Here is a 23,548-nt window from a genome sequence, read left to right as displayed (position 1 = left end):
AGTCGGCTCTCGGCGGCGAATGGCTGTGATTTGTGTCCCTTCTGCATATTTCTCTCCGACTGCGTCACCGGATCGTCGCTGAAACGACTCCGTAGAAACAGTCCACTGACTCCTTAGACCGCCGTGAGCTCCTGTGCCTGCTCAAGGCCGTTCTCGGCCTCCTGCTTCGTTCGCTCGAGGGGATCGGTGATCTCGTCCGGCAGTTCCATCCGATCGGCGAGCGCTAGCAGCGTCTCGAGTTTCGTGATCTCGAGGCGTTCGATCCCCCGGCCCAGTTCCGTCTCGACGAGATCGCCTAACACCGGATCGTTCAGGTCGTCGACGATCCCCTCGCGGTCGGTCCGTAACCCCTCGAGCGCCGGGTTCTCGACCGGTGCGGGTTCGGCCTCGATCGCGTCGAAGATTGGCTCGAGCCGTCCCAGTTGCTCCGTCGTCGTCTCGCTGTGGGCCATGAAAAAGTCCTCGAGGTCCTCGTCGGTCGCGGCCTCGGCGAGTCCCGACTGGAGGTCCTCGAGTTCGCGTTCGATGTGGTAGAGCTCGCGCAGTTCGCGGACGAACAGGTCTCGATCACTTTCGATCATGGATGGACCGACAGCGGGGACATTCAAAGCGGTTCGCCCGTCATTCGAAACGTCCCCCGGGTGCCGGTTACTCGACGCGTCCGCCGCTCGCACTGACCGCCATCGCACACCCGATCGGGCTCGGTGGTCGATCAGCGGGTGAATCTGTTCAGGTGGTCCCTCGATCAGGTAGTCCACCGGTGCGACGAGACGGCACACATTGCGGTCCGAATCCCCTAGTTTTACCGTTTTCCGAACGATCGCTCGCCTATGAGCCACACGGGACTCGACTCTCACATTGCGGATTCGAAGCCGTCGGTGACGATCACTTCGACGGCGACCACGACACCGCCGACCGCGACCGGCACCGAGACGGACCGATCCGCGGGGGCGGCCGCGGGTGATGGAGCGTGATCTCCGACCGGGATCGCCTCGCGTCGACCGAGGCCCGCGAGGTCGCCCTCGCCTGTCTCGAGGCCGGAATCGAGGCCGGCCACCCGCGAACGGTCGTCCGCGACGCCGTCGCGCTCGAGGGAGAGATCCTCCGTATCGCGGACGCGACCTACGACCTCAGCGAGTACGACGAGATCGTCGTCCTCGGCGGCGGCAACGCCGCGGCACACGTCGCCGTCGCGCTCGAGACGATTCTGGGCGAGCTGATCGACGGCGGTGTAGTCGTCACCGACGATCCGGTGGAGACGGAGCGCGTCACGGTTCGCGAGGGCGACCATCCCGTCCCGAGCGAGCGCGGCGTCGACGGGACGCGGGACGTGCTCGAGGCGGCCGACGCGGCGACCGACGGGACGCTCGTACTGGCGGCGATCACCGGCGGCGGCAGCGCGCTTATGCCCGCGCCCGCCGGAGACGTCTCACTCGAAGCCCTCCAGACGACGACCGACGCCCTGCTCGCGAGCGGGGCCGACATCCACGAGATCAACGCGGTCCGCAAGCACCTCTCGGCGCTGAAGGGCGGCCGACTGGCTCGCCGCGCCGCGCCCGCGACGGTCGCCTCGCTGATCCTGAGCGACGTCGTTGGGAACGACCTGAGCGTGATCGCGAGCGGCCCCGTCGCGCCCGACGAGTCGACGTTCGACGACGCGCTCAGAGTGCTCGAGCGTTACGGCATCGACGCGCCCGACGCCGTCACGGACCACCTCGAGCGCGGCACAACCGGCGAAATCGCTGAAACGCCGGGATCCGACGATCCCGTGTTCGACTCCGTCTCGAATCACATCGTCGCCGACGGAATGACGGTGCTCGAGGCGGCCCGCGACGCCGCAGCGGAGCGCGGCTACGAGCCGCTCGTCCTCTCCTCACGCGTTCGCGGCGAAGCCCGCGACGCGGCGACGACCCACGTCGCGATCGCGGAGGAAGCGCGGGCCACGGGCACCCCGGTCTCGACGCCGGCCGTGCTCCTCTCCGGCGGCGAGACGACGGTGACGGTCCGGGGCGACGGGGCCGGCGGGCCGAATCAGGAGTTCGCGACGAGCGCTGCACTCGCGCTCGAAGACGGCGGAGGCGAGAACGAAAACGAGGGGGGGATCACGATCGCCGCGGTCGACACCGACGGGATCGACGGCGCGACCGACGCGGCCGGCGCAGTAGTCGACGGGACGACCGTCGAGGACACTGCTGCAGCGCGTGAGGCCCTCGCTGAAAACGACGTGTATCCGTATCTCGAGTCCCGGAACGGGTTGATTCTCACGGGACCGACAGGGACGAATCTGAACGATCTGCGAGTGCTGGTCGTTCGGTAGTGTCGTATCCATCCCAATTTGACGGAGAACCGATAGCGGATCCGGTTCCCCGTTGGTCGACGACAGATATGAGACTATTCTAGACTAGAAGACCAGTCCCGCGACGTTTCGGAGGACGACGATCCAGAGGATACTCGAGACGCCCAGCACCAGCGTCGCGAGCGTCCAGGCCTGGTAGGCCGTCGCCGTCTCCATGTCGGAGAACTCCGTGATGATCCAGAAATAGGAGTCGTTCGCGTGGCTGACGGTCATACTGCCGGCACCGATCGCGAGGACGGTGAACACCTGCCCGATCTCGGTGTCGAGACCGAGCGAGCCGAGCAGCGGCGCGACGAGGCTGGCCGTGGTCAGGATCGCGACCGTCGAGGAGCCGAGCGCCGTCTTCATCGCTGCAGCGACGACGAACGCGGCGAACAGCCCGATACCGAGGCCGCCGAGCGTGTCGGTGATGAAGTTCTCGAGGGGCAGCGCGGAGAGGACTTCGCCGAACGCGCCGCCGGCACCGGTCACGGCGAGGATGACGGCGGCGTTCGTGATCCCGTCGGAGACCCAGTCGTCCGTGACGCTGCTGTCGAAATCGGGTACGATGGCGAAGGCGATGAACGCGCCGATCAGCAGCGCGACGGCGGGGTCACCGACGAACAGGAGCCAGCGCTGAAGTGTCCCGGTGATGAGTTCGGGATTCTCGGCTTCGGGATAGGCGGCGATCGAGCCGATCGCGATGAGTGCGATCGGGACGAGCAGCGGCGCGAACGACGCCGCGCGCGAGGGCATCGTCCCGTACTCGGCTTTGATTTCCTCGATCGTCATCTCCGGGTCGGGATCGATGTGATAGTTTGAGGCGACTCTGTCGGCCCACGTCGCGGCGATGAGGACGATCGGCGCGCTGACGATGATCCCGGCGAGCATGACGAGGCCGATATCCGCGTCGATGATCCCCGCCGCGGCGATCGGGCCGGGCGTCGGCGGAACGAAGACGTGCGTGACATAGAGACCGCCCGCGAGCGCCACGCCGAGCGTCGACAGCGAGAGCCCGGAGCGTTCCGCGAGCGATCGGTTCAGTCCAGAGAGGATGACGAACCCGGAGTCACAGAACACCGGGATGCTCACGAAACTCCCCGTGATCGCCATCACTTGCGTCGTGTACTCCTCGCCGACGTAATCGAGGATCGTCTCCGCAATGACGATCGCCGCACCAGAGCGCTCAAGGCAGGTGCCGATGATCGTCCCGGCGATGATGACGATCCCGATGTAGCCGAGGATGCCGCCGAAGCCGTCGGTCACCAGCGAGGCGACCTCGGCCGGGTCCAGCCCCGCGGCGAGGCCGGTCAGGTAGGCAGCGATGAGGAGCGCGAGAAACGCGTGCAGATCTAACTTCGCCGTGGCGAGAATGATAAAGGCCACCGCCGCGGCGAGCAACAGTACCAGTGGGAATCCTTCGAGCATGCAGTCGGTTCCCGCTCATGAAATATGATGAAAGTATCGATCCATCAGCCAGTAGTGATATTGAAAATAGACTTTAGCGGTGGATACAGCGGTTTGAGGGCCTGGACAGAAGTGTATACTAAATAACCACGCATATTGCTGACCGATATAGGTCGGGTATCCCCCGTCGTTCGACGGCGACAGGTATCGGCCGCAACTGTGGCTCCGCTCAGACCACCGTTCCGATCGCCGGCTCCGCGACGCGATCACGGAGAGTCATTCGTAGCGAGCCGTCCGTAGCGGAAACTCGGCTATCGGTTCGCGAACCGACGAGTCGAGACGGATCCGATTACAGAGCAGTACCAGCGCGTCGCAGTCAGTTCCAGGGCGTCGAATCCACCGTGAGCGCGTCGATCACGCGACAGGCGTTCTTCGAGAACGTGCGCCGCAGCAAATCCTCCGAGACGTCGAGGGTGAGAATCTCCATGACCGCGACGTTGGGGTGACAGGCCGGCGCGCCGCTGCCGAAGAACACCCGGTCGGGGTGCTCGAGGAGCGCGCGCTCGAGTTGCTCGCGATACCGGACGAAACTCGTCTCGAGGTAGCAGTCGTCGTACTCGTCGAGCAGGTCGATCATCTCGCTCATCAGCGAGCGGTTCAGGGGGTGACCGCCGAAGCGGCCGACGACGACGGGAAACGAGCGCTCGAGGAGGGTCTCTGCGAGCGTTTCGGGGGGTGCGTCGACGCCGCCGCGGACGATCACCGGGAGGTCGACGTCCTCGAGCGCCGCGAGGACATCGTCGTCGGGGTAGTCGTCGACTGTGGGGTCGAGAACGAACCCGTGAAAGCGGTCGTCATACGCGTACTTCTCGATGTCACTCGGGGACGTGTGACGATCTTCGCGACGGCTCACGGCGTTGCGGAGCCGTCCGGTCGCGTTCCGGCCCGGCGTCTGGGTGCCGTTGATCCGGGCAAAGGCGACGAACGGCCGGTCGACGCTGCGTCTGGCGACGCCGTTGTTCGGTGCGACGTAGCTCGTCCCGGGCCGCGACGGCGGGAAGACGACCGCGCCGGTGATCCCCGCCTGGTGCATCTCCCGCTCGAGCCGATCCGCCGTGATCGTTCGGCTTCGGGAATCCCCGCTACCGTCGGCCGGCGGCAGCCGCGTCGCGACGTCGACGACGCGGAACCCGTGTTCCAACTCCAGCATTCAGGCAAGTGTTCCGAGGCGACCCATATTTCCCTACCGGCTCTCGGCGCTACTGGCCTGTCGACGGTTCACACGCGCAATCGCCAGACGGAGCGGCGGTAGGAGGGAAAGAATTATATAGAAGTGCTGACGACATGGTTAGTGAGGATCAACGATGGCACAACAGCGACGCATGGGTGGGCAGCCCATGTTCATTATGAGCGAGGATAGTCAGCGAACGCAGGGTCGGGACGCCCAGTCGTCCAACATCATGGCCGGCAAGGCCGTGGCCGAGTCGGTACGCACGACGCTCGGACCCCGCGGCATGGACAAGATGCTCGTCGACTCCGGCGGGGACGTCGTCATCACCAACGACGGTGCGACCATCCTTAACGAGATGGACATCGAGCACCCCGCGGCACAGATGATCGTCGAAGTCGCCGACTCCCAGGAGGAGGAAGTCGGTGACGGGACGACGACGGCAGCCGTGCTCGCCGGCAACCTACTGGGCGAGGCCGAGGACCTCATCGAGCAGGACGTCCACGCGACGACGATCGTCGAGGGCTACCACGAAGCCAGCGAGATCGCCCTCGAGGCGATCGCCGAGCAGGTCAACGAGGCCGACGTCGACGACGAAATCCTCCGGCAGGTCGCCGAGTCGAGCATGACCGGCAAGGGAACCGGCGGACTCACGGCCGAATCGCTGGCCGAGACGGTCGTCGAGGCGATCCGTCACGTGGACACCGACGAGGGCGTCGCACGCGACAACATCACCGTCCACACGCAGGTCGGTGCCTCCTCGAACGCGACCGAACTCGTCCCCGGCATCATCGTCGACGAGGACCCCGTCCACGACGGGATGCCGAGCGAGGTCGAGGACGCGTCGATCGCGATTCTGGATGTCGAACTCGGTGTCCGCACGGGCGACGTCGACGCGGAGTACGCCATCGACTCGATCGACCAGCTCAACGCCGCCATCGACGCCGAGGAAGGCGAACTCGAGGGCTACGCACAGACCGTCGCCGAGAGCGGGGCGGACGTCGTCTTCACCACCGAGGATGTTAACGACCGCGTCGCCAACTCGCTCGCCAACGAGGGCATCCTCGTCTTCGAGGGCCTCGGCGACAGCGACGCCCGACAGGTCGCCTCCGCGACCGGCGCACGCCGCATCGGCGATCTCGAGGACCTCGAGGAAGCCGACTTCGGCTCGGCCGACCGCATCCACACCCAGACCTTCGGCGATGACGATCTCGCGTTCGTCGAGGGCGGCGCGGCCGCGGAGACGGTCACCGTCTTCGTCCGCGGCGGCACCGAACACATCGTCGACGAACTCGAGCGCGCCATCGGTGACGCGCTCGACGTCGTCGCGACGGCGCTGGAGTCCGGCGAGGTCGTTCCCGGAGCCGGTGCAACCGAGATCGCGATCGCGGACAAGATCCGCGAGGAAGCCGCCGGTATCGAGGGGCGCAAGCAACTCGCCGTGACGGCCTTCGCCGACGCGGTCGACATCGTCCCCCGAACGCTCGCAGCCAACACCGGCCGCGACCCCATCGACGTCCTCGTGGACCTTCGTGCCGCCCACGAGTCCGAGGGTCGGGCCGGCCTGATCACCAAGGGCGACGAGGTCACGATCGACGATCCCTTCGAGTACGGCGTCGTCGACCCCGCCGACGTCAAGCGCGAGGCCGTCGAGAGCGCGACCGAGGCCGCCACGATGATCGCCCGTATCGACGACGTCATCGCCGCCGAATAACGTCGCTGTTCGCGACAGCCATTTCCGTTCGCTTTTTTGGCGTCGCCGTTGCTCGAGTGCTGGCTATAACTATCGGCCATCAATGTTAAGTGTTAACATGTGTGAGCTGGAGCTAGTATGTCCGGAACAACCCCGCGAGAGAGCTTGACGCCGATCGGGACGGCGAGCGACCGGACGGTCTACTACGACGATGACCGAGGGACCTATCACACGTGGTGTGAGGTCGGCGCATACGAGCCGGTGAGCACGGCCCTGCTCATGACCGTCTCGTCGGTCCTCGGCGTCGAACCGGACGACCTCGAGGCGCTCTCGGAGTGCGTCGAGCCGGACGCGTTGAACGCGCTGTTCATCCACTGGCAGGGCGACGAGCCCCGCGTCGGCGACGGCTCGGTCTCCTTTCCGTTCTCGCAGTGTTCCGTGACCGTGCGTTCGGACGGGGAGCTCGTCATCGACCCGACACGGAAGCGCGTCACGCCGGCAGCCGACTGACAGGCACCTCGAGTGGTTACGGTTCCGTCAGTCGTCCCCTCCCGGAGCAGGTTCGAGAACGACCCGATCGCCCGGCTCAAGGCCGAAGGCCTCGTCGCCGCGGCCCTGATTGACATCGAGTTCGACGTAGCCGTGGCTGCCGACGGTCGCCAGTCGCTCCCCGACGGGAACGGCTGCGAACGTCGTCCCGACCGGGACGGCCCGGCCGTTCGCCATCACTCGCTCCCGGCCGTCGAGAAACGCTCCCGGAACGTTCGTGATGGCGTTTCCGAACCCGTCGACCACCAGCACTTCGCCGATCGCTCGGTCGTCCTCGAGTTCGGCCGCGGGGAGCTGGAGGTCGACCGCCGCCGTTCCCGGCTCGAGACACTCGAGGGAGCCAAGCGAGTCGATATCGGCATCGTGAACCGCAGCGGCGGCGGGGGCGAAGACGTCCCGTCCGTGAAACGTGGTACTCCGGGGCGATCGGTGTTCGCTCGAGTCGGCCGTCGAGTCCGTCGGCGTCGTCGGTTCGACGGGACCGATTTCCCGCTCGTCGATCAGATACGTCTCGACTCCGGTCTCGTCGGCCGCGAGTCTCCGCGCGGCAGGGCGCAAGACGCCGTTGTCCGGTCCCACGAGCGTGTGGTCGCCGGCGCGGACGACCAGTGCGTTCCGGTCGGTGCCGACGCCCGGATCGACGACCACGAGGTGCGTCGCGGGCGGAAAATAGGGGAGCACCTCCCGAAGCCAGAAGGCCGCCGTTCGAACGTCCTGCCGGGGAAAATCGTGGGCGACGTCCACCAGTCTGGCGTCCGTTCGCTGCAACATCACTCCCTTCATCGCCGCGGGGTAGGGTGTGCCGAAGTCAGAGGAGAGCGTGATCATGGTCGTTGCTACGAACCGACGACCGAAATCAGTCGCCGTTCGAGTCGGAGTCGCTGACCATCTGGATGCGCTCGATGCCGTCCATCTCGTCGACGACCTGCACGACCGCTTCGGGAACGAGCGACTCCCAGTCGCCGCCCGTTATCATCCGTTCGCGGACCTCCGATCCCTCGAGTACCTCTCGATTGAACATCGGCGACTGACGGATCTCGATGCCGGCCTCCCGAAACAGCTGGATAACGAGCGGGTTGTTCGAGTAGGCGACGTCGAAGTCGGGACTCATGCTCTGGACGTGGCTCACCCACACCGAATTTCGTTCCAGATCCTCGATCGGAACGGCGTAGGTCACGAGATCGGAGTCGACGAGCGACTTCGTGATCATCATGATCCGCTCGCCCGCGGTAAACGGGTTGTGAACCGTGTGGGAGTCGTCGGCGCTCCCGATCCCGAGGACGAGTTCGTCGACGTCTTCTGCGATCTGCTCGACCATGCTCCGGTGGCCGTTGTGGAACGGCTGAAAACGGCCGATATAGAACCCCCGGGTCATGTCGGATACTGCTCGTGCGGAACGCTTAAGCGTGGCGAGTTTCCCCGCAAATCGCCCTGCCGTGGCGTCAATCGGTTGCGCGACCGACACCACGTTCCGTCTCCCCTGTCAGTCACCGTCATTTGTAAGTCCCAGATTTATATATTCCTATCGAAGTAAGCCTGTATTAAAAAATTGATAGTAATCGGTTGATCCCCGCTCTCGAGCGCTGTGCCTGCCCGTATCCGCAACTGACACCATCCACCGCATGGAGAAAGTATATCAGTCGCAATCCCTTCGACTCAGGTACCGAACAGAGTTCTATGAGTAACGATACGAACGTTGACGACCCTCCCGAAGACGCCCCCGACGCTGCTCCCGACGAGGAGCAGCGCGAGCGTCAGGGAGACCGGTCGCCGCTCGAGGAGGACGGTGACCGTGGCAACGACGTCGACGATACGATCGACGAGTTCGAGCCGGCGTCCGACGAGGAGGAGGACGACGACATCGAAACCGTCGACGACCTCGGGAGTACGGTCGAGGTCGATCCCGGCGTCGAGGTCGACGAGGATATCGCGGATGACGATCTTCTCGGCGGCCTCAAGATCGACTCGACGGAGGACATCGAAGTCCCCGATCGACTCGTCGATCAGGTCATCGGTCAGGACGAAGCACGAGACATAATTATCAAAGCGGCGAAGCAACGCCGGCACGTTATGATGATCGGCTCACCGGGAACCGGGAAGTCGATGCTGGCGAAGGCGATGAGCCAACTGCTTCCACAGGAGGACCTGCAGGACGTCTTAGTCTACCACAACCCGGACGACGGGAACGAACCGAAGGTCCGAACCGTCCCCGCAGGCAAGGGCGACCAGATCATCGACGCCCACAAGGAGGAAGCCCGCAAGCGCAACCAGATGCGCTCGATCCTGATGTGGATCATCATCGCGGTCGTCCTCGGCTACACGCTTCTGTCGGGGGCCTCGCTCCTGCTTGGGATTCTCGCGGCGGGAATCATCTGGCTGATCTTCCGCTACACCTCCCGTGGCAGCGACGCGATGGTGCCGAACATGATCGTCAACAACGGCGATCAGCGCGTCGCCCCCTTCGAGGACGCGACCGGTGCCCACGCCGGCGCACTGCTGGGCGACGTCCGCCACGACCCGTTCCAATCCGGTGGCATGGAGACGCCGAGCCACGACCGCGTCGAACCCGGCTCGATCCACAAGTCGAACAAGGGCGTGCTGTTCGTCGACGAGATCAACACGCTCGACATCCGCACCCAGCAGAAGCTGATGACGGCCATTCAGGAGGGCGAGTTCTCCATTACGGGCCAGTCCGAGCGCTCCTCGGGCGCGATGGTCCAGACCGAGCCCGTCCCCTGTGACTTCATCATGGTCGCTGCGGGTAACCTCGACGCCATGGAGAACATGCACCCCGCGCTCCGCAACCGGATCAAGGGGTACGGCTACGAGGTCTACATGGACGACACCATCGAGGACACCCCCGAGATGCGGCGCAAGTACGCGCGCTTCATCGCCCAGGAGGTCGAACGCGACGGCCGTCTCCCCCACTTCACCGACGACGCCGTCGAGGAAGTCATCCTTGAGGCGAAACGCCGCTCCGGTCGAAAGAACCACCTGACGCTGCTGTTCCGCAGCCTCGGTGGACTGGTCCGCGTCGCGGGCGACATTGCCCGCGCCGAGGATCGCGAGTTCACCACCCGCGACGACGTCTTGCAGGCCAAGGCGCGCTCGCGCTCGATCGAGCAACAGCTCGCCGACGACTACATCGAGCGCCGCAAGGACTACGAGCTGCAGGTCAACGACGGCGGCGTCGAGGGCCGCGTCAACGGCCTCGCCGTCATGGGCGAGGACTCCGGTATCATGCTCCCCGTCATGGCCGAAATCGCGCCCGCACAGGGCGGCGGGAAGGTGATCGCCACCGGCCAGCTCAAGGAGATGGCCGAGGAGTCGGTCCAGAACGTCTCCGCGATCATCAAGAAGTTCTCCGACGTCGATCTCTCGGAGAAGGACATCCACATCCAGTTCGTCCAGGCCGGCGAGGGAGGCGTCGACGGCGACTCCGCCTCTATCACGGTGGCGACTGCCGTCATCAGCGCGCTGGAGAACATCCCGGTCGATCAGTCGGTCGCGATGACCGGCTCGCTCTCCGTGCGCGGCGACGTGCTCCCGGTCGGCGGGGTCACCCACAAGATCGAAGCCGCCGCGAAGGCCGGCTGCACCAGGATCATCATCCCCGAAGCGAACAAGCAGGACGTGATGATCGAAGACGAGTACGAGGAGATGGTCGAGATCATCCCCTGCTCGAATATCAGCGAAGTCCTGGACGTCGCCCTCATGGGCGAACCGAAGAAGGACTCGCTAGTCGACCGCCTCAAGTCGATCACCGGCACGGCGTTCGATCAGGGCACCGTCGGCTCCGCCGGCGGCTCGAATCCGAGCCCACAGTAAATGCCGCAGTGGGCGACGTTCGTCGGCATTACGGGCGTCGTCCTCGTATTGCTGCTCGTTCTTTCGCATCTCACACAGTCCGCGTTTACCGACGGCGAAACCGATTCCAGCGACGGTGACGGAGAACCGGTTGACGGTCTGTTCGACTCCGATTCTACTGACCAGCCCATCGACTCCACCGGAGAGACATCTGACTCCACCGAGCAGACAGCCGGCTTCGCCGACCAGCCATCCAACCCCGCCGATCAGACGCCCGACTCGAGCCCGCATACCGACGAGGCAACACCCGATTCGGACGGCAACACGGCCGCGCCGACGGATCGGGATTCGATCCGAGAAACAGGGGCGGCTGACGATCCGCTGAACCCCGATTCGGAGCGGAACGCGGGCACGACAGGTGCTTCCGACGATGACAGGAGGGGAGTTCACCCCACGGCCTCAAGCGAATCACACGACGCATCCATCGAAACGCACGACGCGGCCATCGAGGCCGATCGCGAGCGCGCCGATCGGCGACGGCCGACCGAGCGCGGCATCGAGCCGGGCTCGCTGTCGACCGGAATGATCCTCGCGAACGTGGCCTTCTCACAGGGGCTGTTCGCGCTCGTCTTGCTCGGTGCAGCGCTCTACACGGCGATCCCCGCGTCGGCGCTGGGCATCGAGTTCTCTCTCGGGTATCTCGAGACGGGGCTACTCCTGGGAACGGCCGCCGGGGTCGGCCTGTATCTCGCGAACGAACTCGCTGCAGCGGCCGCGACGAAGTTCGGGTTCGACCACGACGAGGCGCTTCGCGAACTGCTCTCGCCCGACTCGATCAGCGGGTGGCTCGTCCTCCTGCTGGGCGTGCTGCCGATCATCGCCTTCTTCGAGGAGTTCCTCTTTCGGGCAGCGCTGATCGGCGTCCCCGCCGCCGGCTTCGGTCTCTCGCCGTGGCTGCTCGCGATCGGCTCCTCGATCGCGTTCGCGCTCGGCCACGGCATGCAGGGCTCCGTCGGGGTCGTCGTCACCGGCCTCCTCGGACTCGTGCTCGCGACCGTCTACATCGCCACCGGGAGCCTGCTGGTCGTCGTCGTCGCTCACTACCTGATCAACGCCCTCGAGTTCGTCGTCCACGAGGGATTCGACCTCGAGTGGGCCGAGACCCTCGAAGGCTAAGGAGTGGGGGCCAGTTGGGTGATCCATGAACGCGACCCCGCGGTCGATGGGACGGTCTCGAGCGATCGTCGCCCTGATCCTCGGCTACTTCGTCGTATTGGCCTACGCGACGATCGCGAACGATCCGCTGGCGGCCACCGTCGCGGAGCTCGGATTCGGCGTCATCGCGATCACCGTCGGGGCGATGCTGTACGAACAGGCTACGGACCCGCGCTCGGCGCTGGCGGCGGCCGCGGGCTGTCTCGTCGCGGGCGGCGTTCTCACGTTCGCTGCCGTCCTCACGAGGATGGCCACCATCGACCTGCTGTCGTCGCTGTTCGTCTTTCTCGGCGTCGGGTGCTACGTCTACGCGCTCTGGCGTGCGAACTGATGCCCGTCCCGACGCCGCGTTTCGCCTACTCGTGACCCGCCACCGGCAGCGGCTCGTAGGGTTCCTCGAGAGACGCGATCTCCGACTCCGAGAGATCGATCTCGAGGGCTTCGACGGCGTCCTCGAGGTGCTCGACGCTGGTCGTTCCAACGATGGGGGCGTCGACCCAGTCCTTGTGGAGCAACCATGCGAGCGAGATCTGGGCCATCGAGACGCCCTTCTCGTCGGCGAGTTCCTGAATCCGTTCGTTGATTTCCTCGCCGCCGCCCTGGAGGTAGGACATCTGCTCGAGGTACTTGTCGGTCTGCCCGCGCGTCGTCGATTCGAGCTCCTCGTGGGGGCGGGTCGCGACGCCGCGGGCCAGCGGCGACCACGGGATGACGCCGACGTCTTCCTTCTCACAGAGGGGTAACATCTCGCGTTCCTCCTCGCGGTAGAGGACGTTGTAGTGGTTTTGCATCGTCGCGAACCGCTCGAGGCCCAGTGCGTCGCTGGTATGGAGGGCGTCGGCGAACTGGTGGGCCCACTGTGAGGAGGTGCCGATATACCGTACCTTCCCCTGACGGACCGCGTCGTCGAGGGCGCGGAGCGTCTCCTCGATCGGGGTGTCGTAGTCCCACCGGTGGGTCTGGTAGAGGTCGATGGTGTCCATCCCCAGGCGATCAAGACTCGCCTCGAGTTCCTGTTCGATCGCCTTGCGGGAGAGGCCGCTGGCGTTCGGATTGTCGGGATCCATCTCGCCGAAGACCTTCGTCGCGACCACCTGCGAATCGCGGTCGTACCCCTCGAGCGCGTCGCCCAGAATCTCCTCGGACTCGCCCGTCGAGTAGACGTTCGCGGTATCGAAGAAGTTGATCCCAAGATCGATTGCGCGGTCGATGAGTTCTTTGCTCTCCTCGGGCTCGAGCATCCACTCCCGATCCGTCCCGAAACTCATACAGCCCAGACAGATGCGGCTGACCGTCATTCCCGTGTTTCCGAGCGTGGTGTACTCCATGCCGTCAGTTCCCACGCCGAGCGGCAAAAGCTCGCGGCTCGTCCGAGTCGGTTGCCGGCTCTGGACCAGACGGTCGAAGCAAAATCGAGTGGCGGCGGGTGAGCGCGATCAGGCGTCGGGTTCGACGACCCGGTCCTCGCCGTCGTAGTACGCGGAGTTGTCCCGCGGCTCGTAGCCGAGGGCCTCGCGGGCGCGCTCGAGCGAGTAGTACTTTCGGTCGTTGTCGGAGATGCCGTAGACGATTTCGTACTCGTAGTCGGCGCGGATGCAGCGATCGAAGAGGTGCGCACAGTCGCGGTAGGAGAGCCACATCGCCTGCCCGCGCTCGTAGTCGATCGGCGGGTGGCCCTCGGTGAGGTTGCCGATGCGGATGCAGGCGACCGAGAGGTCGTGTTCGTCGTGGTAGTAGCGGCCGAGCGTCTCCCCGGCGGCCTTCGAGACGCCGTAGAGGTTGCTCGGTCGGGGGAGTTCGGTGCCGTCGAGGAGGTAGTCGTCGTGCTCACGGTACAGGTCGGGCGTGCGATCGTCGGTCTCGTAGTTGCCGACGGCGTGGTTCGACGAGGCGAAGACGACCGTCTCGATGCCCGCGTCGACGGCGGCCTCGAAAATCGTCTGCGTGCCGTCGATGTTGTTGGTCAGGACGCTGTCCCACGGCGCTTCGGGGCGCGGATCGCCCGCGAGGTGAACCACGACGTCGATTCCGTCCATCGCCTCGCGGACGGCGTCCCCGTCGGTGATATCCGCGACGACGAACTCGCCCGGGTGGTCGTCCGTCGGCGGATCGCGATCCAGCAACCGCCACTCGTGGTCGTCCGCGAGGCCGCCGAGGATGGCGTCTCCGACTCGCCCCGCAGCCCCGGTGAGCAGGACTGACTGTGCCATTCGTTCGGTGTGAGGGACAGCGTCGATAAGTACCATGCGGTTCCGCGGCAGTTCGAGCGGGAGTATCACGCGACCCAGTTCAGCATCGGTAATTATCTCCCTCTCACGTTCCCGACCGAGGATCCACATGCGGTGGCGCGCACTGTCGGCCGACCGAACGGTAGTGAGGGCGGGCGACGACGCTGCGCGAGGGATGAGCGAGCACAGCGAGCGAATCGGCTGGGGAGGGCGTGGCGATTCCCCTGTGGCCACGCTAGCAGGACGCCCAGTCTCGTTATCTGACGCTGCCACGCCAGCTGATAGAGCGACTCTACCTTTGCTCGATCCTATCGCAATCCCCTTCCCGACTGCACTCGAGAGACGGTGTATGGCTTCCGACGATCCGACCGACGCCGAAGCTGCCTGCTTCGAGGCCGGCATTAAGTTCGGCTCGCTCTACCACCAGTTCGCCGGCACGCCCGTCTCGCCGGACAGCGCCGCGAGCCTCGAGACGGCGATGGCGGAATCGATCGAGAACCAGCCCCACTGTATCGACGTCACCGTCGACGTACTGACCGACGAACTCGAGGCCGAACTCGCCGACTCGAGCGCCGATTACACCGAACTGACGGGCCGTTTCCTCGCGGTCGAAATCGTCGTCGACTACGAGGGTTGTGAAGTCGTCACCCGCATGGAGATGGAGGACGGCTATCCGCTGATGCGCCTCGAGTCGGTTCGATCGTAGCGCGGGGGACGATCGATCGGGCTCGACTCGGGTTCTGGACGCAGTCGTGTTAGATCGGATACTGAGAACTTGTGAGTGCCCGGTGTCGGCTTTTCAGTGGCGCTCACGTAAGCCGATCGATGGGACCGGAACTCTCGATCGACGCCGATTGGAACAGTCTCTACATCGACGGCGAGTGGACGCCCTCCGACGGTGACGAGGAAATCGCCGTGGAAGACCCCTCCACCCGCGAGGAGGTCGCACGCGTACCAGCCGCCGTCGAGTCGGACGTGGACGCCGCCTACAAGGCCGCCGCAGACGCGCAGAAAGAGTGGGAACGAGCGCCGCCGGCCGAACGCGAACGGGTCGCGCAGGCGTTCGCCCGAGTAATCCAGGAGCACAAAGCGGAAATCATCGAACTGCTGGCCCACGAGGCGGGCGGCTCGCAGATCATGGGCGAGACCTCGATCAGTATCACGACCGATCAGGCCAACGAGGCCGCGTCGTTCCCCCGTCGAATGAAAGGCGAGCAGGCCGACTCCAACGTTCCCGGAAAGGAAAACTTCGTCCGCCGGGAGCCCGAGGGTGTGGTCACTGTCATCTCCCCGTGGAACTTCCCGCTCAACCTCTCGGGGCGGGCGATCGCACCGGCCCTCGCGACCGGGAACGCGGTCGTCGTCAAACCCGCCTCGAACACGCCGATCACTGGCGGCCTCCTGATGGCGAAACTGTACGAGGAGGCGGGCCTCCCCGACGGACTGATCAACGTCGTCCCCGGTCACGGGTCGGACATCGGCGACGCAGTCGTCGAACACCCCGAGAGCGACGTCGTCGCCTTTACCGGCTCGACACCCGTGGGCCGCGGGGTCGCCGCAAAAGCCGGCGAGAACCTCTCCGCGGCCGCGATGGAACTCGGGGGAAACAACGCCCACATCGTCACCGCCGACGCCGACGTGGAGGCGGCGGTCGACGCCGCCGCGTTCGGGTCGTTCGTCCATCAGGGACAGGTCTGTATCTCGATCAACCGCCACCTCGTCCACGAGGACGTCTACGACGAGTACGTCGACTTGCTCACGGATCGCGCGGCGTCGCTCCCGGTCGGGAGCGCCCACGACCCGGACACGGTCGTCGGCCCCATCATCGACGAGGGCCAGCGCGACGAGATGCTCGGCTACGTCAAGGAGACCGTCGACGCCGGCGCGACGCTCGAGACCGGCGGCGAGACCGTCGGCCTCGATGGAGTCGACGACTCGCTGGTCGTCGCGCCGACGGTGCTCTCGGATGCGACCAACGACATGGCCGCCGCGTGTAACGAGCACTTCGGCCCGATCGCGCCGGTGATCCCGTTCTCGGATATCGACGAGGCGATCGAACTCCACGACGACACCCAGTACGGCCTCTCCGGGTCGGTTCACGCGGGCGACGTCGGCACCGGTATGCGGATCGCGGAACGGCTGGACACCGGTATGGTCCACGTCGATGACCAGCCGATCAACGACGAGGCGCACGTCCCCTTCAGCGGTACGAAGGCGTCGGGTACCGGCGGCTACAACAGTACCGAAGTCCTGGACCTGGTCACCGAAAAGAAGTGGATTTCCGTCCAGCACGATCGGCGAGAGTATCCCTTCTGATCGGTCGGCCGGTCGCGCAGTCGATGGTCGCGTATCCGTCCGGCGACCGGACGGGCGGTACCCGACCAGGAGCAACACGTTCGCTCCGTGATGGCGGCCCTTCCGGAGTCGAACGACGGCTCGAGACGTGACGGTTTCCGGCGATCCAACGGCGGACTTCGTCCGACGACCTTCCTTTCGAAATCGCGCTCCTGTTCGACCGATATCGATCCGCTTCCGTCCGATTCCACTTTCACTTTCGGGCTATCTTTTAACCCCGGTGACCGCAAAGACGATGACATGAGCCAAGCCACGCTCGGCGACGACGAGGAACTGTTCGGGGAAGCGGCCAACGAGATGCGCGAGGACGTCGAATCCTCGCTCGAGGAAGGATGGACAGCGCTACCCGACGCCGACGAGATCTGGGAGACCGACGCCGACAACGTGTTGGGTGCCCTCAACGGCCTCAATTCGGCGCTCGAGGTCGGCGACGCCGAGGACAGCCTCCGCGATGCGAAGAAGTGGTTCACGATGGGCCAGCGTGCCGACGCCTTCGACGACGCTGACGACCTCGAGGAAGAGATCGAATCCCTCGAGGCGGCCATCACGGACATCGCCGAGGCGAGCGAACAGGTCGGCGAACTCACGTCAACCATTCCGGCACTGCGCGGGACGCTTCAGGACGCAGGCCCCGAAGAGTCGGCAGACGACGCTGACGACGCCGCAGATGAGGATGAGGAAGAGGAGGAAGCGGAAGAAGAAGCGGAGGCAGACGACGAAGACGAGGCGGACGAAGAAGACGAAGAGTAATCGATCGCCAGCAGCCGAACTCGATCGATCCGATCGCGGAACCTTACCGCTGTTCGGGCCGCGAGACGTCTCGCTCGGCGACCGCCTCGAGCAGCCGAGCCAGCCCGTCGGCGGCTAACTCGAGCAGTTCTTCTCCTCGCCGGGCGTCGCCGTCGGCCGGATCCCCGACGACCCCGTTTTCCGTAAACTCCGCTGCGTCGTAGGCTAGATTGACGTAACTCATCCAGTCGCCCCAGCCGTCGGCCGCGCCGGCTTGGGCCTCGTCGATCCGATCTTCGTGGATCAGCTCCGGCTCGAGGTGGCGCAGGAGTCCCGTCTCGAGGGGGCCGCCGTGACCCATGTCGGCGGTGTGCTCGCCGACGCCCTCGAACCAGGTGAACGGGACGACGTAGGCGTCGCCGTCGCGGGTGAGTCGCCCGCCGACCTCCCGGAGGGCGTCGACGTTCCCGCCGTGGCCGTTGACGATGACGACGCGATCGAAGCCGTGGTGGGCCAGACTCGCGACGGCCTCGCCGACGTAGTCCCGGAAGGTGTCCTCGGAGACCCACATCGTCCCGGGGAACTGGCGGTGCTCCTCGGCGATCCCGACCGGAATCGCCGGCGCGCGGACGACCTCGCGATCGACCCGCTCGAGACCGGCGTCGGCGACCGCCTCGGCGGTCAGCACGTCCGTCCCGAGGGGGGCGTGCGGGCCGTGTTGTTCCGTGCTGCCGACGGGGACGACCGCGAGAGTTGTCTCGAGGTCCCGGACATCCGTCCACGTCGCGGTAGAGAGGTCCATGCGCGAGTGTCTGCCCATGCGGATATGAAACCCGCGGTGGCCGAACTGCCCTCCGGCTCGAGTATCGGACCAGGCGGCTCTGCACGACTGGAGCGGACGACCCTGCGTGTTCCGCCCCTGTCATTATCCACACCAGGGTGGAAGATGGCGCGTATGGACCGTGGCGCTGGCGTTCTCGAGGCCATATACGAACTCGTCCCGGAGTGGGGTGCGGTCATCGCCGCGGCCGTGACTCAACTCGGCGATGGCTGGTTCCTCCTCGTGCTCGGGATCAGTGCGTCGTGGACCGTCGCGTGGCGACGGACGGCACGACGTGACCGGCGGCTCGAGCGCGACCGTTGCGCCCGGCAACCGGACGGCCCCTGGTTCGTCGCCGTCATCGTCGGTGGACTAGCGGTGATGACGGCGTTGAAACATCTCTTCGCATTACCGCGTCCCGATCTCGTGACGTCCGATCCGGCATTCCTCCCGTCGTCGGTGCAGTCGCTGTACCTCTCGATCGCGAGTGCCGGCGGCTACGGATTTCCGAGCGGTCACGCGGTCGGCGCGACCGTCACCTACGGTCTGTTCGCACTCGCGCTCGAGGCGAGGACGCGGCGACTCCGCCTCGCGGTCGCCGGGGCGATCGTCGTCGCGATTTCACTCACCCGGCTCGTCCTCGGGGTCCACTACCCGCTCGACGTCGTCGCGGGGACCGTCGTCGGGAGTTCGTATCTCGCCGTGACGTGGTGGCTTCTCGAGCGGTCGCCGTTCGATCGGACGGCCACTGCGTTCACGCTCGCGCTGGGGCTGGCCGGCGTCGCCATGATCGCCAGCGGGCGCGCAGACAGCGCCGTCGCGTACGTCGCGCTCGCAGCCAGTGGGCTCGCGGGGTGGATAGCCGCGAACGTGTCGCCAACGAGCGTGTCGACACCCGCCGAACAGTACCAGAGAGGGCTACTGCTAGCTGCCAGCGTCTCCCTCATCGCCGTTGGCGGCTTCGGTGTTCTCGGCGGTCGACCGAGACTGGTCGCCTCGGCGATGCTCCTCGGATTCCTGTCGGTGTTTCCGGCCGCCGTGTTCCCTCGGCTGACGACCAACGAGATGACCACACCCTGACCGCCCACTTACCACGGCGAACGCAGGCCCAATCCGTTTGCGCCACTAAATACTCATTTCACGTATGCCCGAAGATAGTCGCGAGCTCGGCGTCGAGCTCGGTGACCTCCAGGACGAACTCGAGAGTCAGGAGTACCCGATCAGCCACGACGAACTCCTCGAGGAGCACGGCGACGAGACCGTCGAGATGAGTGGTAATACGACGACGCTCGAGGAGCTCATCGGACCGCTGAACGAGGACGAGTACAGGGATTACGGCGAGGTCGAACAGGCGATCATGAACATGGTCGGCGACGAGGCGATCGGACGGAAGAACTACAGCGACCGGACGCCGCCCGCGGCGGGTGAAGACCGGCAGGACGAGGGAGGACCGGGGCAGGGCGGTCAGGAGGATCAGGAATCGTTCTAAGCCGACAGTTGGAATTCGACCGGTCGAAGATCCGACTCGTTTCGATCAGCGGTCGTTAATCGTCAGTCATCGTCGCCGACTTCCGTCCGCGCCTGCCGGCGCTGGGCGCGCTCGATGAACTCCTCGGGAAGCTCGTCGATTTCGCCGGCCTGCACGCCCCAGAGGTGCGAGTAGAGTCCGCCGTTTTCTAGCAGTTCGTCGTGCGTGCCGCGTTCGACGATCTCGCCACCCTCAAGGACGAGGACCTGATCCGCGTCCTTGATCGTCGAGAGCCGGTGGGCGATGGCGAAGGTGGTTCGATCCTCGGCGAGTTCGTCGATCGAGCGCTGGATGAGCATCTCTGTCTCAGTGTCGACGTCGCTGGTCGCCTCGTCTAACACGAGGATGTCGGGGTCTTTGAGGATCGCGCGGGCGATGGAGAGCCGCTGGCGCTGGCCGCCCGAAAGCTTGACGCCGCGCTCGCCCACTTCGGTGTCGTACCCTTCGGGCAGGTTCTCGATGAACTCGTGGGCCTCGGCCATCTTCGCGGCCTCGATCACGTCCTCGCGGTCGGCGTCGAAGGTGCCGTACGTGATGTTCTCCTCGACGCTGCCGTAGAAGAGGAAGGTGTCCTGACTCACGTAGCCAAGCGACTCGCGGAGGCTCCGAAGCGTCACGTTCCGAACGTTTTGTCCGTCGACGCGGATCGCGCCCTCGTCGACGTCGTACATTCGGAGGAGGAGTTTGAGGACCGTCGACTTGCCAGCCCCCGTGGGACCGACCAGCGCGAGCGTCTCGCCGCCGTCGACGGTGAAGTCGATATTCTCGAGGATCCGTTCTTCGTCTCCCGAGTCGCGGCGCTCCTCGGTCGACTCGCCCGTGGTCCGTTCCGCCTCGCGATCGCCGTAGCTGAACGAGACGTCGTCGTACTCGACGCGACCCTCGGTCACCTCGAGGTCGGGTGCGTTCGGTTCCTCGCCGACCCGATTCGGTTCGTCCATCAATCCGAAGATGCGCTCGCTCGAGGCGCGAGCCCGCTGGTACATGTTTATTATCTGCCCGAATTGCGCCATCGGCCAGATGAAACGCTGCGTGTAGAGGATGAAGACGACGAACATCCCGGTGCTGAGTCCGCCTGAAAACGGCCCCGGCGGACCGCCGATAACCCAGAGTCCGCCGACGAGGAAGGTGATGACGAAGCCGATTCCCGCGAGGACGCGCAGGCCGGGGAAGAACTTGATCCGGGTGCGAATCGCGCCCCAGTTGGCGTCGAAGTACTCCTGAGAGACGTCTTCGACCCGGTCGGATTCGTACTCCTCGGTCGTACTGGACTTGATGACCTGAATGCCGCCGAGGTTGTTCTCGAGTCGGGAGTTGACCTTGCCGACGGTCGAGCGGACCTGAGCGTACTTGGGCTGGATCGTCTGGATGAAGAGGTAGGTAAAGAGGGCGATCAGCGGCACCGGGAGGAGCGCGATCAGGGCCAGCTGCCAGTTGATCGCGAACAGCAGGCCACCGATGCCGAGCACCATCACGAGCAGCCGGAACAGGGAGTTCATCCCGTCGTTCAGAAACTTCTCGAGGCGGTTGACGTCGTTCGAGAGGATCGACATCATCTCGCCGGTCTGCTTGTCGGCGAAGAATCCCATGTCCAGGCGCTGCATCTCGTCGTAGGTGTCGGTCCGGATGTCGTGCTGGACGTTCTGGGCGAACGTGTTGAACCCCCAGTTTCGGGTCCAGTGGAACACGGCTGAACAGAGAAACGCGCCGGCGATGATCCCGATCGTCAGCCAGAACTGGGGCAATCGGCCGTCGGGGACGTAGGGGGCCACGAGCCCGCCGCCGACCGGGAACGCCTCTGCGTACGGGATATCCTGGCGGATCACGGCGTCGATCGCGACCCCCAGCATGAGCGCCGGGAGCAGGTCCAGAATCCGAGCGAAGAAACTCGCGATTACGCCGATGACAGCGGCGCCCTTGTAGTTCGACCCGTACTCGAGGAACAGCCGCTTCATCGGATTCTCGATCTCCGCCCGCTGCTCCTCGAAGGGATCGTCCTCGTCCCAGTCGGCGCTACTCATTCAACAGGGCTCAGGGTCCGCCGGCAATAAGAATTACCGACGAGCCGAAATACGGCGGGCGTCGACCGCTGCCGGCGCGGTCGGCTCGCGGTCTGCCGTCGCGGCAAAGCGCTCGAGTGAATCAGCTCCGACACTGGTAATGGTGGTCTGGTTCGATTCGAGATCGATTTCGACTTCGTCGCCGACTTCGATGCCCGTCTCGTTCGCGTAGCCGCGTGGCACCTCGAGCACCCACTTCCCGCGGCCGGAGTACTCGAGATCATTTCCGTCCTCGTCGGGGCCGGGCGCGCGGGCGTGGTGAATCGACGTGATTTCGCGATCGGCGTCGATGAAGATGATATCGATGTCGAAGTCCATCTCGCGCATCACATAGTCCAACTCTTGTTCCTCATTGTGGATGAACAACATCCCGTTACCCGGCTCGAGGGACTCGTGATCACTCAATCCGGTATAGCGTTCGTTTCTGTCGTCGGCGATGTCGACATCAATCACGGCTTTGGGTTCGCGTTCAGCGTCGCCAGCGGTTTCATTCGTCGATCCGTTGCTCTCATCGCTTTCGTTCGTCTCTTCACCGGTCCCATCTGCGGGTTCACTGTCGGCAGCACCGTTTCCCGATTCGGAATCCGCGTCATCGTCGGATCCATCGTCGAGGACGCGAACTTCGCCCTCGTCAGGGCCCCACGGGGCAGAAACGAGGCCAGCCTGCACGAGGACAATGCCGAGAGCTGCGAGGATGGCGACGACGAGGAGCCCCTTCCATACGCGCTCGAGTGCCATGCACGATACCTGCAACGCGAGAGAGTAAAGGTTATTCGGACGGGGCGACTCGTCCCGGATACGGGCTCGTGGTCTAGCTGGTTATGACGCGGCCTTTACAAGGCCGAGGTCGGTGGTTCGAACCCGCCCGAGCCCACTACCGCTATTCATGCTCGGATTCGCTGTACGGAGTCGGGTTTCGGTCTGGAATCGTCCCTCGAATCGCTAGATTCCAACCACGCAGTGCACCCGCCTCGGACACGTCTGGCGATTACGTTAGGTTCGATGCGCCCGAGGACATTAGATAGAGACGACTACGACCTAGCCGAAGTTGTCACGGAGAGGTAACGCCACCTACAGACCAAGTAAACCACTACGGTTCGCTCAGTTCCATTCGAACATCGATTTCCACGTCTTCATTCACGGGGGCTTCATGCCGGTCTGGATTTAATTGGAGTTGATGTTGACCATCGCTCTCTATTTCGTATTCGTTGGTTTCTCCATCCTTTTCTTCATAGAACTGGTAGCTGTGAACGAATCCAGTTCCATCCCCTACTTGGAATCTTAGACGTTCCCCTTCGCCAATATTTGATGCTTCGACCGTGACGGTCTGCCCTTCTACCACATCGACTTGCCAGTTTCGCAGGTTACTCAGCGTGTCTTCGTACACAACACCAGTCTCGTATTCTTCTTCAGAATCATCCTCTCCACTGTCTGTATTATCAGTTTCAGAGTCATCTTGTTCACCATCATCAGTAGCTTCGGAGTCTTCTGAGTCGTCCCCATCGGCAGCACACCCAGCAAGGCCAATAACACCTATTCCAGTAATCGAGGACAGCAATTTCCGTCTGTTCATGATGTCAACACACATTATCAT

At 64.7% G+C, this 23,548-nt stretch carries 23 protein-coding genes and 1 tRNA gene; 13 read left to right on the top strand and 11 right to left on the bottom strand.

The features are described from left to right. Nucleotides 1-113 precede the first annotated feature (113 nt). A complete protein-coding gene (locus HYG81_RS31750; RefSeq protein ID WP_180840196.1) occupies nucleotides 114-581 on the bottom strand; it encodes a YciE/YciF ferroxidase family protein in 468 nt (155 codons plus the stop codon). A gap of 249 nt (nucleotides 582-830) precedes the next feature. On the opposite strand from HYG81_RS31750, the gene HYG81_RS31745 reads away from it, so the two are divergent. Both HYG81_RS31745 and HYG81_RS31740 read left to right on the top strand, forming a co-directional pair. Beyond that, nucleotides 831-974: a hypothetical protein gene (locus HYG81_RS31745; RefSeq protein WP_180840195.1), complete on the top strand. Its 144-nt coding sequence runs from the start codon at nucleotides 831-833 to the stop codon at nucleotides 972-974. Then, on the top strand, nucleotides 971-2,317 hold the full coding sequence (locus HYG81_RS31740) for a glycerate kinase type-2 family protein (protein ID WP_180840194.1): 1,347 nt from the start codon (nucleotides 971-973) through the stop codon (nucleotides 2,315-2,317). The genes HYG81_RS31745 and HYG81_RS31740 overlap by 4 nt, the downstream gene beginning before the upstream one ends. 84 nt (nucleotides 2,318-2,401) lie before the next feature. Here HYG81_RS31740 and HYG81_RS31735 read toward each other — a convergent pair whose 3' ends face one another. Together HYG81_RS31735 and HYG81_RS31730 are read right to left on the bottom strand one after the other, a co-directional pair. Then, nucleotides 2,402-3,763, bottom strand: coding sequence for a GntP family permease (locus HYG81_RS31735; protein ID WP_180840193.1), 1,362 nt, complete (start codon nucleotides 3,761-3,763; stop codon nucleotides 2,402-2,404). A 355-nt stretch (nucleotides 3,764-4,118) separates the two neighbouring features. Continuing rightward, nucleotides 4,119-4,952 carry an amidohydrolase family protein gene (locus HYG81_RS31730; protein WP_180840192.1) on the bottom strand — a complete coding sequence of 278 codons (834 nt, stop codon included), beginning with the start codon at nucleotides 4,950-4,952 and terminating at the stop codon, nucleotides 4,119-4,121. A gap of 187 nt (nucleotides 4,953-5,139) precedes the next feature. Here HYG81_RS31730 and thsA point away from each other — a divergent pair, with 187 nt between their 5' ends. Both thsA and HYG81_RS31720 read left to right on the top strand, forming a co-directional pair. Next, a complete protein-coding gene (thsA, locus tag HYG81_RS31725) occupies nucleotides 5,140-6,684 on the top strand; it encodes a thermosome subunit alpha (RefSeq protein WP_180843025.1) in 1,545 nt (514 codons plus the stop codon). Nucleotides 6,685-6,801: 117 nt separating this feature from the next. Then, nucleotides 6,802-7,173: a HalOD1 output domain-containing protein gene (locus HYG81_RS31720; protein WP_180840191.1), complete on the top strand. Its 372-nt coding sequence runs from the start codon at nucleotides 6,802-6,804 to the stop codon at nucleotides 7,171-7,173. Between the two features lie 27 nt (nucleotides 7,174-7,200). On the opposite strand, the gene HYG81_RS31715 is transcribed toward HYG81_RS31720, so the two are convergent. Beyond that, the gene (locus HYG81_RS31715; protein WP_180840190.1) at nucleotides 7,201-8,040 is read right to left on the bottom strand and encodes an SAM hydrolase/SAM-dependent halogenase family protein; all 840 of its coding nucleotides are present in this window, start codon (nucleotides 8,038-8,040) and stop codon (nucleotides 7,201-7,203) included. A gap of 28 nt (nucleotides 8,041-8,068) precedes the next feature. Then, a complete protein-coding gene (locus HYG81_RS31710; protein ID WP_180840189.1) occupies nucleotides 8,069-8,587 on the bottom strand; it encodes a nicotinamide-nucleotide adenylyltransferase in 519 nt (172 codons plus the stop codon). Between the two features lie 302 nt (nucleotides 8,588-8,889). Between HYG81_RS31710 and lonB the strand changes: the two genes are divergently transcribed. From lonB to HYG81_RS31695, 3 genes are read left to right on the top strand one after another with little or no spacing between them, the layout of a single operon-like run. Further along, nucleotides 8,890-11,040: an ATP-dependent protease LonB gene (lonB, locus tag HYG81_RS31705; RefSeq protein ID WP_180840188.1), complete on the top strand. Its 2,151-nt coding sequence runs from the start codon at nucleotides 8,890-8,892 to the stop codon at nucleotides 11,038-11,040. Then, a complete protein-coding gene (locus tag HYG81_RS31700) occupies nucleotides 11,041-12,195 on the top strand; it encodes a CPBP family intramembrane glutamic endopeptidase (RefSeq protein WP_180840187.1) in 1,155 nt (384 codons plus the stop codon). Between the two features lie 25 nt (nucleotides 12,196-12,220). After that, nucleotides 12,221-12,565: a hypothetical protein gene (locus HYG81_RS31695; RefSeq protein ID WP_180840186.1), complete on the top strand. Its 345-nt coding sequence runs from the start codon at nucleotides 12,221-12,223 to the stop codon at nucleotides 12,563-12,565. 25 nt (nucleotides 12,566-12,590) lie between these two features. Here the strand turns inward: HYG81_RS31695 and HYG81_RS31690 are convergent, their stop codons facing one another. Next, nucleotides 12,591-13,562, bottom strand: coding sequence for an aldo/keto reductase (locus HYG81_RS31690; protein WP_180840185.1), 972 nt, complete (start codon nucleotides 13,560-13,562; stop codon nucleotides 12,591-12,593). A 108-nt stretch (nucleotides 13,563-13,670) separates the two neighbouring features. Then, complete coding sequence (gene azf / locus HYG81_RS31685) at nucleotides 13,671-14,444, bottom strand: NAD-dependent glucose-6-phosphate dehydrogenase Azf (protein ID WP_180840184.1); 774 nt, start codon at nucleotides 14,442-14,444, stop codon at nucleotides 13,671-13,673. A gap of 367 nt (nucleotides 14,445-14,811) precedes the next feature. On the opposite strand from azf, the gene HYG81_RS31680 reads away from it, so the two are divergent. The 3 genes from HYG81_RS31680 to HYG81_RS31670 all read left to right on the top strand — a co-directional run bounded on the left by HYG81_RS31680 (nucleotide 14,812) and on the right by HYG81_RS31670 (nucleotide 17,567). After that, entirely contained in the window at nucleotides 14,812-15,168 is a 357-nt protein-coding gene (locus HYG81_RS31680) for a dihydroneopterin aldolase family protein (RefSeq protein WP_180840183.1), read from the top strand. Nucleotides 15,169-15,287: 119 nt separating this feature from the next. Then, the gene (locus HYG81_RS31675; RefSeq protein ID WP_180840182.1) at nucleotides 15,288-16,778 is read left to right on the top strand and encodes an aldehyde dehydrogenase family protein; all 1,491 of its coding nucleotides are present in this window, start codon (nucleotides 15,288-15,290) and stop codon (nucleotides 16,776-16,778) included. 279 nt (nucleotides 16,779-17,057) lie between these two features. Further along, the gene (locus HYG81_RS31670) at nucleotides 17,058-17,567 is read left to right on the top strand and encodes a DUF5790 family protein (RefSeq protein WP_180840181.1); all 510 of its coding nucleotides are present in this window, start codon (nucleotides 17,058-17,060) and stop codon (nucleotides 17,565-17,567) included. Between the two features lie 43 nt (nucleotides 17,568-17,610). Here HYG81_RS31670 and HYG81_RS31665 read toward each other — a convergent pair whose 3' ends face one another. After that, nucleotides 17,611-18,348 (bottom strand): creatininase family protein, encoded by a 738-nt coding sequence (locus HYG81_RS31665; RefSeq protein WP_180840180.1) that lies wholly within the window; start codon nucleotides 18,346-18,348, stop codon nucleotides 17,611-17,613. Between the two features lie 153 nt (nucleotides 18,349-18,501). On the opposite strand from HYG81_RS31665, the gene HYG81_RS31660 reads away from it, so the two are divergent. Both HYG81_RS31660 and HYG81_RS31655 read left to right on the top strand, forming a co-directional pair. Then, a complete protein-coding gene (locus tag HYG81_RS31660) occupies nucleotides 18,502-19,446 on the top strand; it encodes a phosphatase PAP2 family protein (RefSeq protein WP_180840179.1) in 945 nt (314 codons plus the stop codon). Nucleotides 19,447-19,510: 64 nt separating this feature from the next. Continuing rightward, nucleotides 19,511-19,855, top strand: a complete 345-nt coding sequence (locus HYG81_RS31655) for a DUF5789 family protein (RefSeq protein ID WP_180840178.1) — start codon at nucleotides 19,511-19,513, stop codon at nucleotides 19,853-19,855. A 62-nt stretch (nucleotides 19,856-19,917) separates the two neighbouring features. On the opposite strand, the gene HYG81_RS31650 is transcribed toward HYG81_RS31655, so the two are convergent. Together HYG81_RS31650 and HYG81_RS31645 are read right to left on the bottom strand one after the other, a co-directional pair. Next, nucleotides 19,918-21,915 carry an ABC transporter ATP-binding protein gene (locus HYG81_RS31650; RefSeq protein ID WP_180840177.1) on the bottom strand — a complete coding sequence of 666 codons (1,998 nt, stop codon included), beginning with the start codon at nucleotides 21,913-21,915 and terminating at the stop codon, nucleotides 19,918-19,920. Between the two features lie 33 nt (nucleotides 21,916-21,948). Then, nucleotides 21,949-22,692 (bottom strand): DUF192 domain-containing protein, encoded by a 744-nt coding sequence (locus tag HYG81_RS31645; RefSeq protein ID WP_180840176.1) that lies wholly within the window; start codon nucleotides 22,690-22,692, stop codon nucleotides 21,949-21,951. A gap of 62 nt (nucleotides 22,693-22,754) precedes the next feature. Between HYG81_RS31645 and HYG81_RS31640 the strand changes: the two genes are divergently transcribed. Further along, a tRNA-Val gene (locus HYG81_RS31640) sits at nucleotides 22,755-22,828 on the top strand. A 216-nt stretch (nucleotides 22,829-23,044) separates the two neighbouring features. On the opposite strand, the gene HYG81_RS31635 is transcribed toward HYG81_RS31640, so the two are convergent. Then, on the bottom strand, nucleotides 23,045-23,527 hold the full coding sequence (locus HYG81_RS31635) for a hypothetical protein (protein WP_180840175.1): 483 nt from the start codon (nucleotides 23,525-23,527) through the stop codon (nucleotides 23,045-23,047). Nucleotides 23,528-23,548: the final 21 nt, after the last annotated feature.

This window comes from Natrinema zhouii, assembly GCF_013456555.2.
GTDB lineage: Archaea > Halobacteriota > Halobacteria > Halobacteriales > Natrialbaceae > Natrinema > Natrinema zhouii.
The sequence above is the reverse complement of the archived record's forward strand: the minus strand, read 5'-3'. Positions and strand labels throughout refer to the sequence as shown.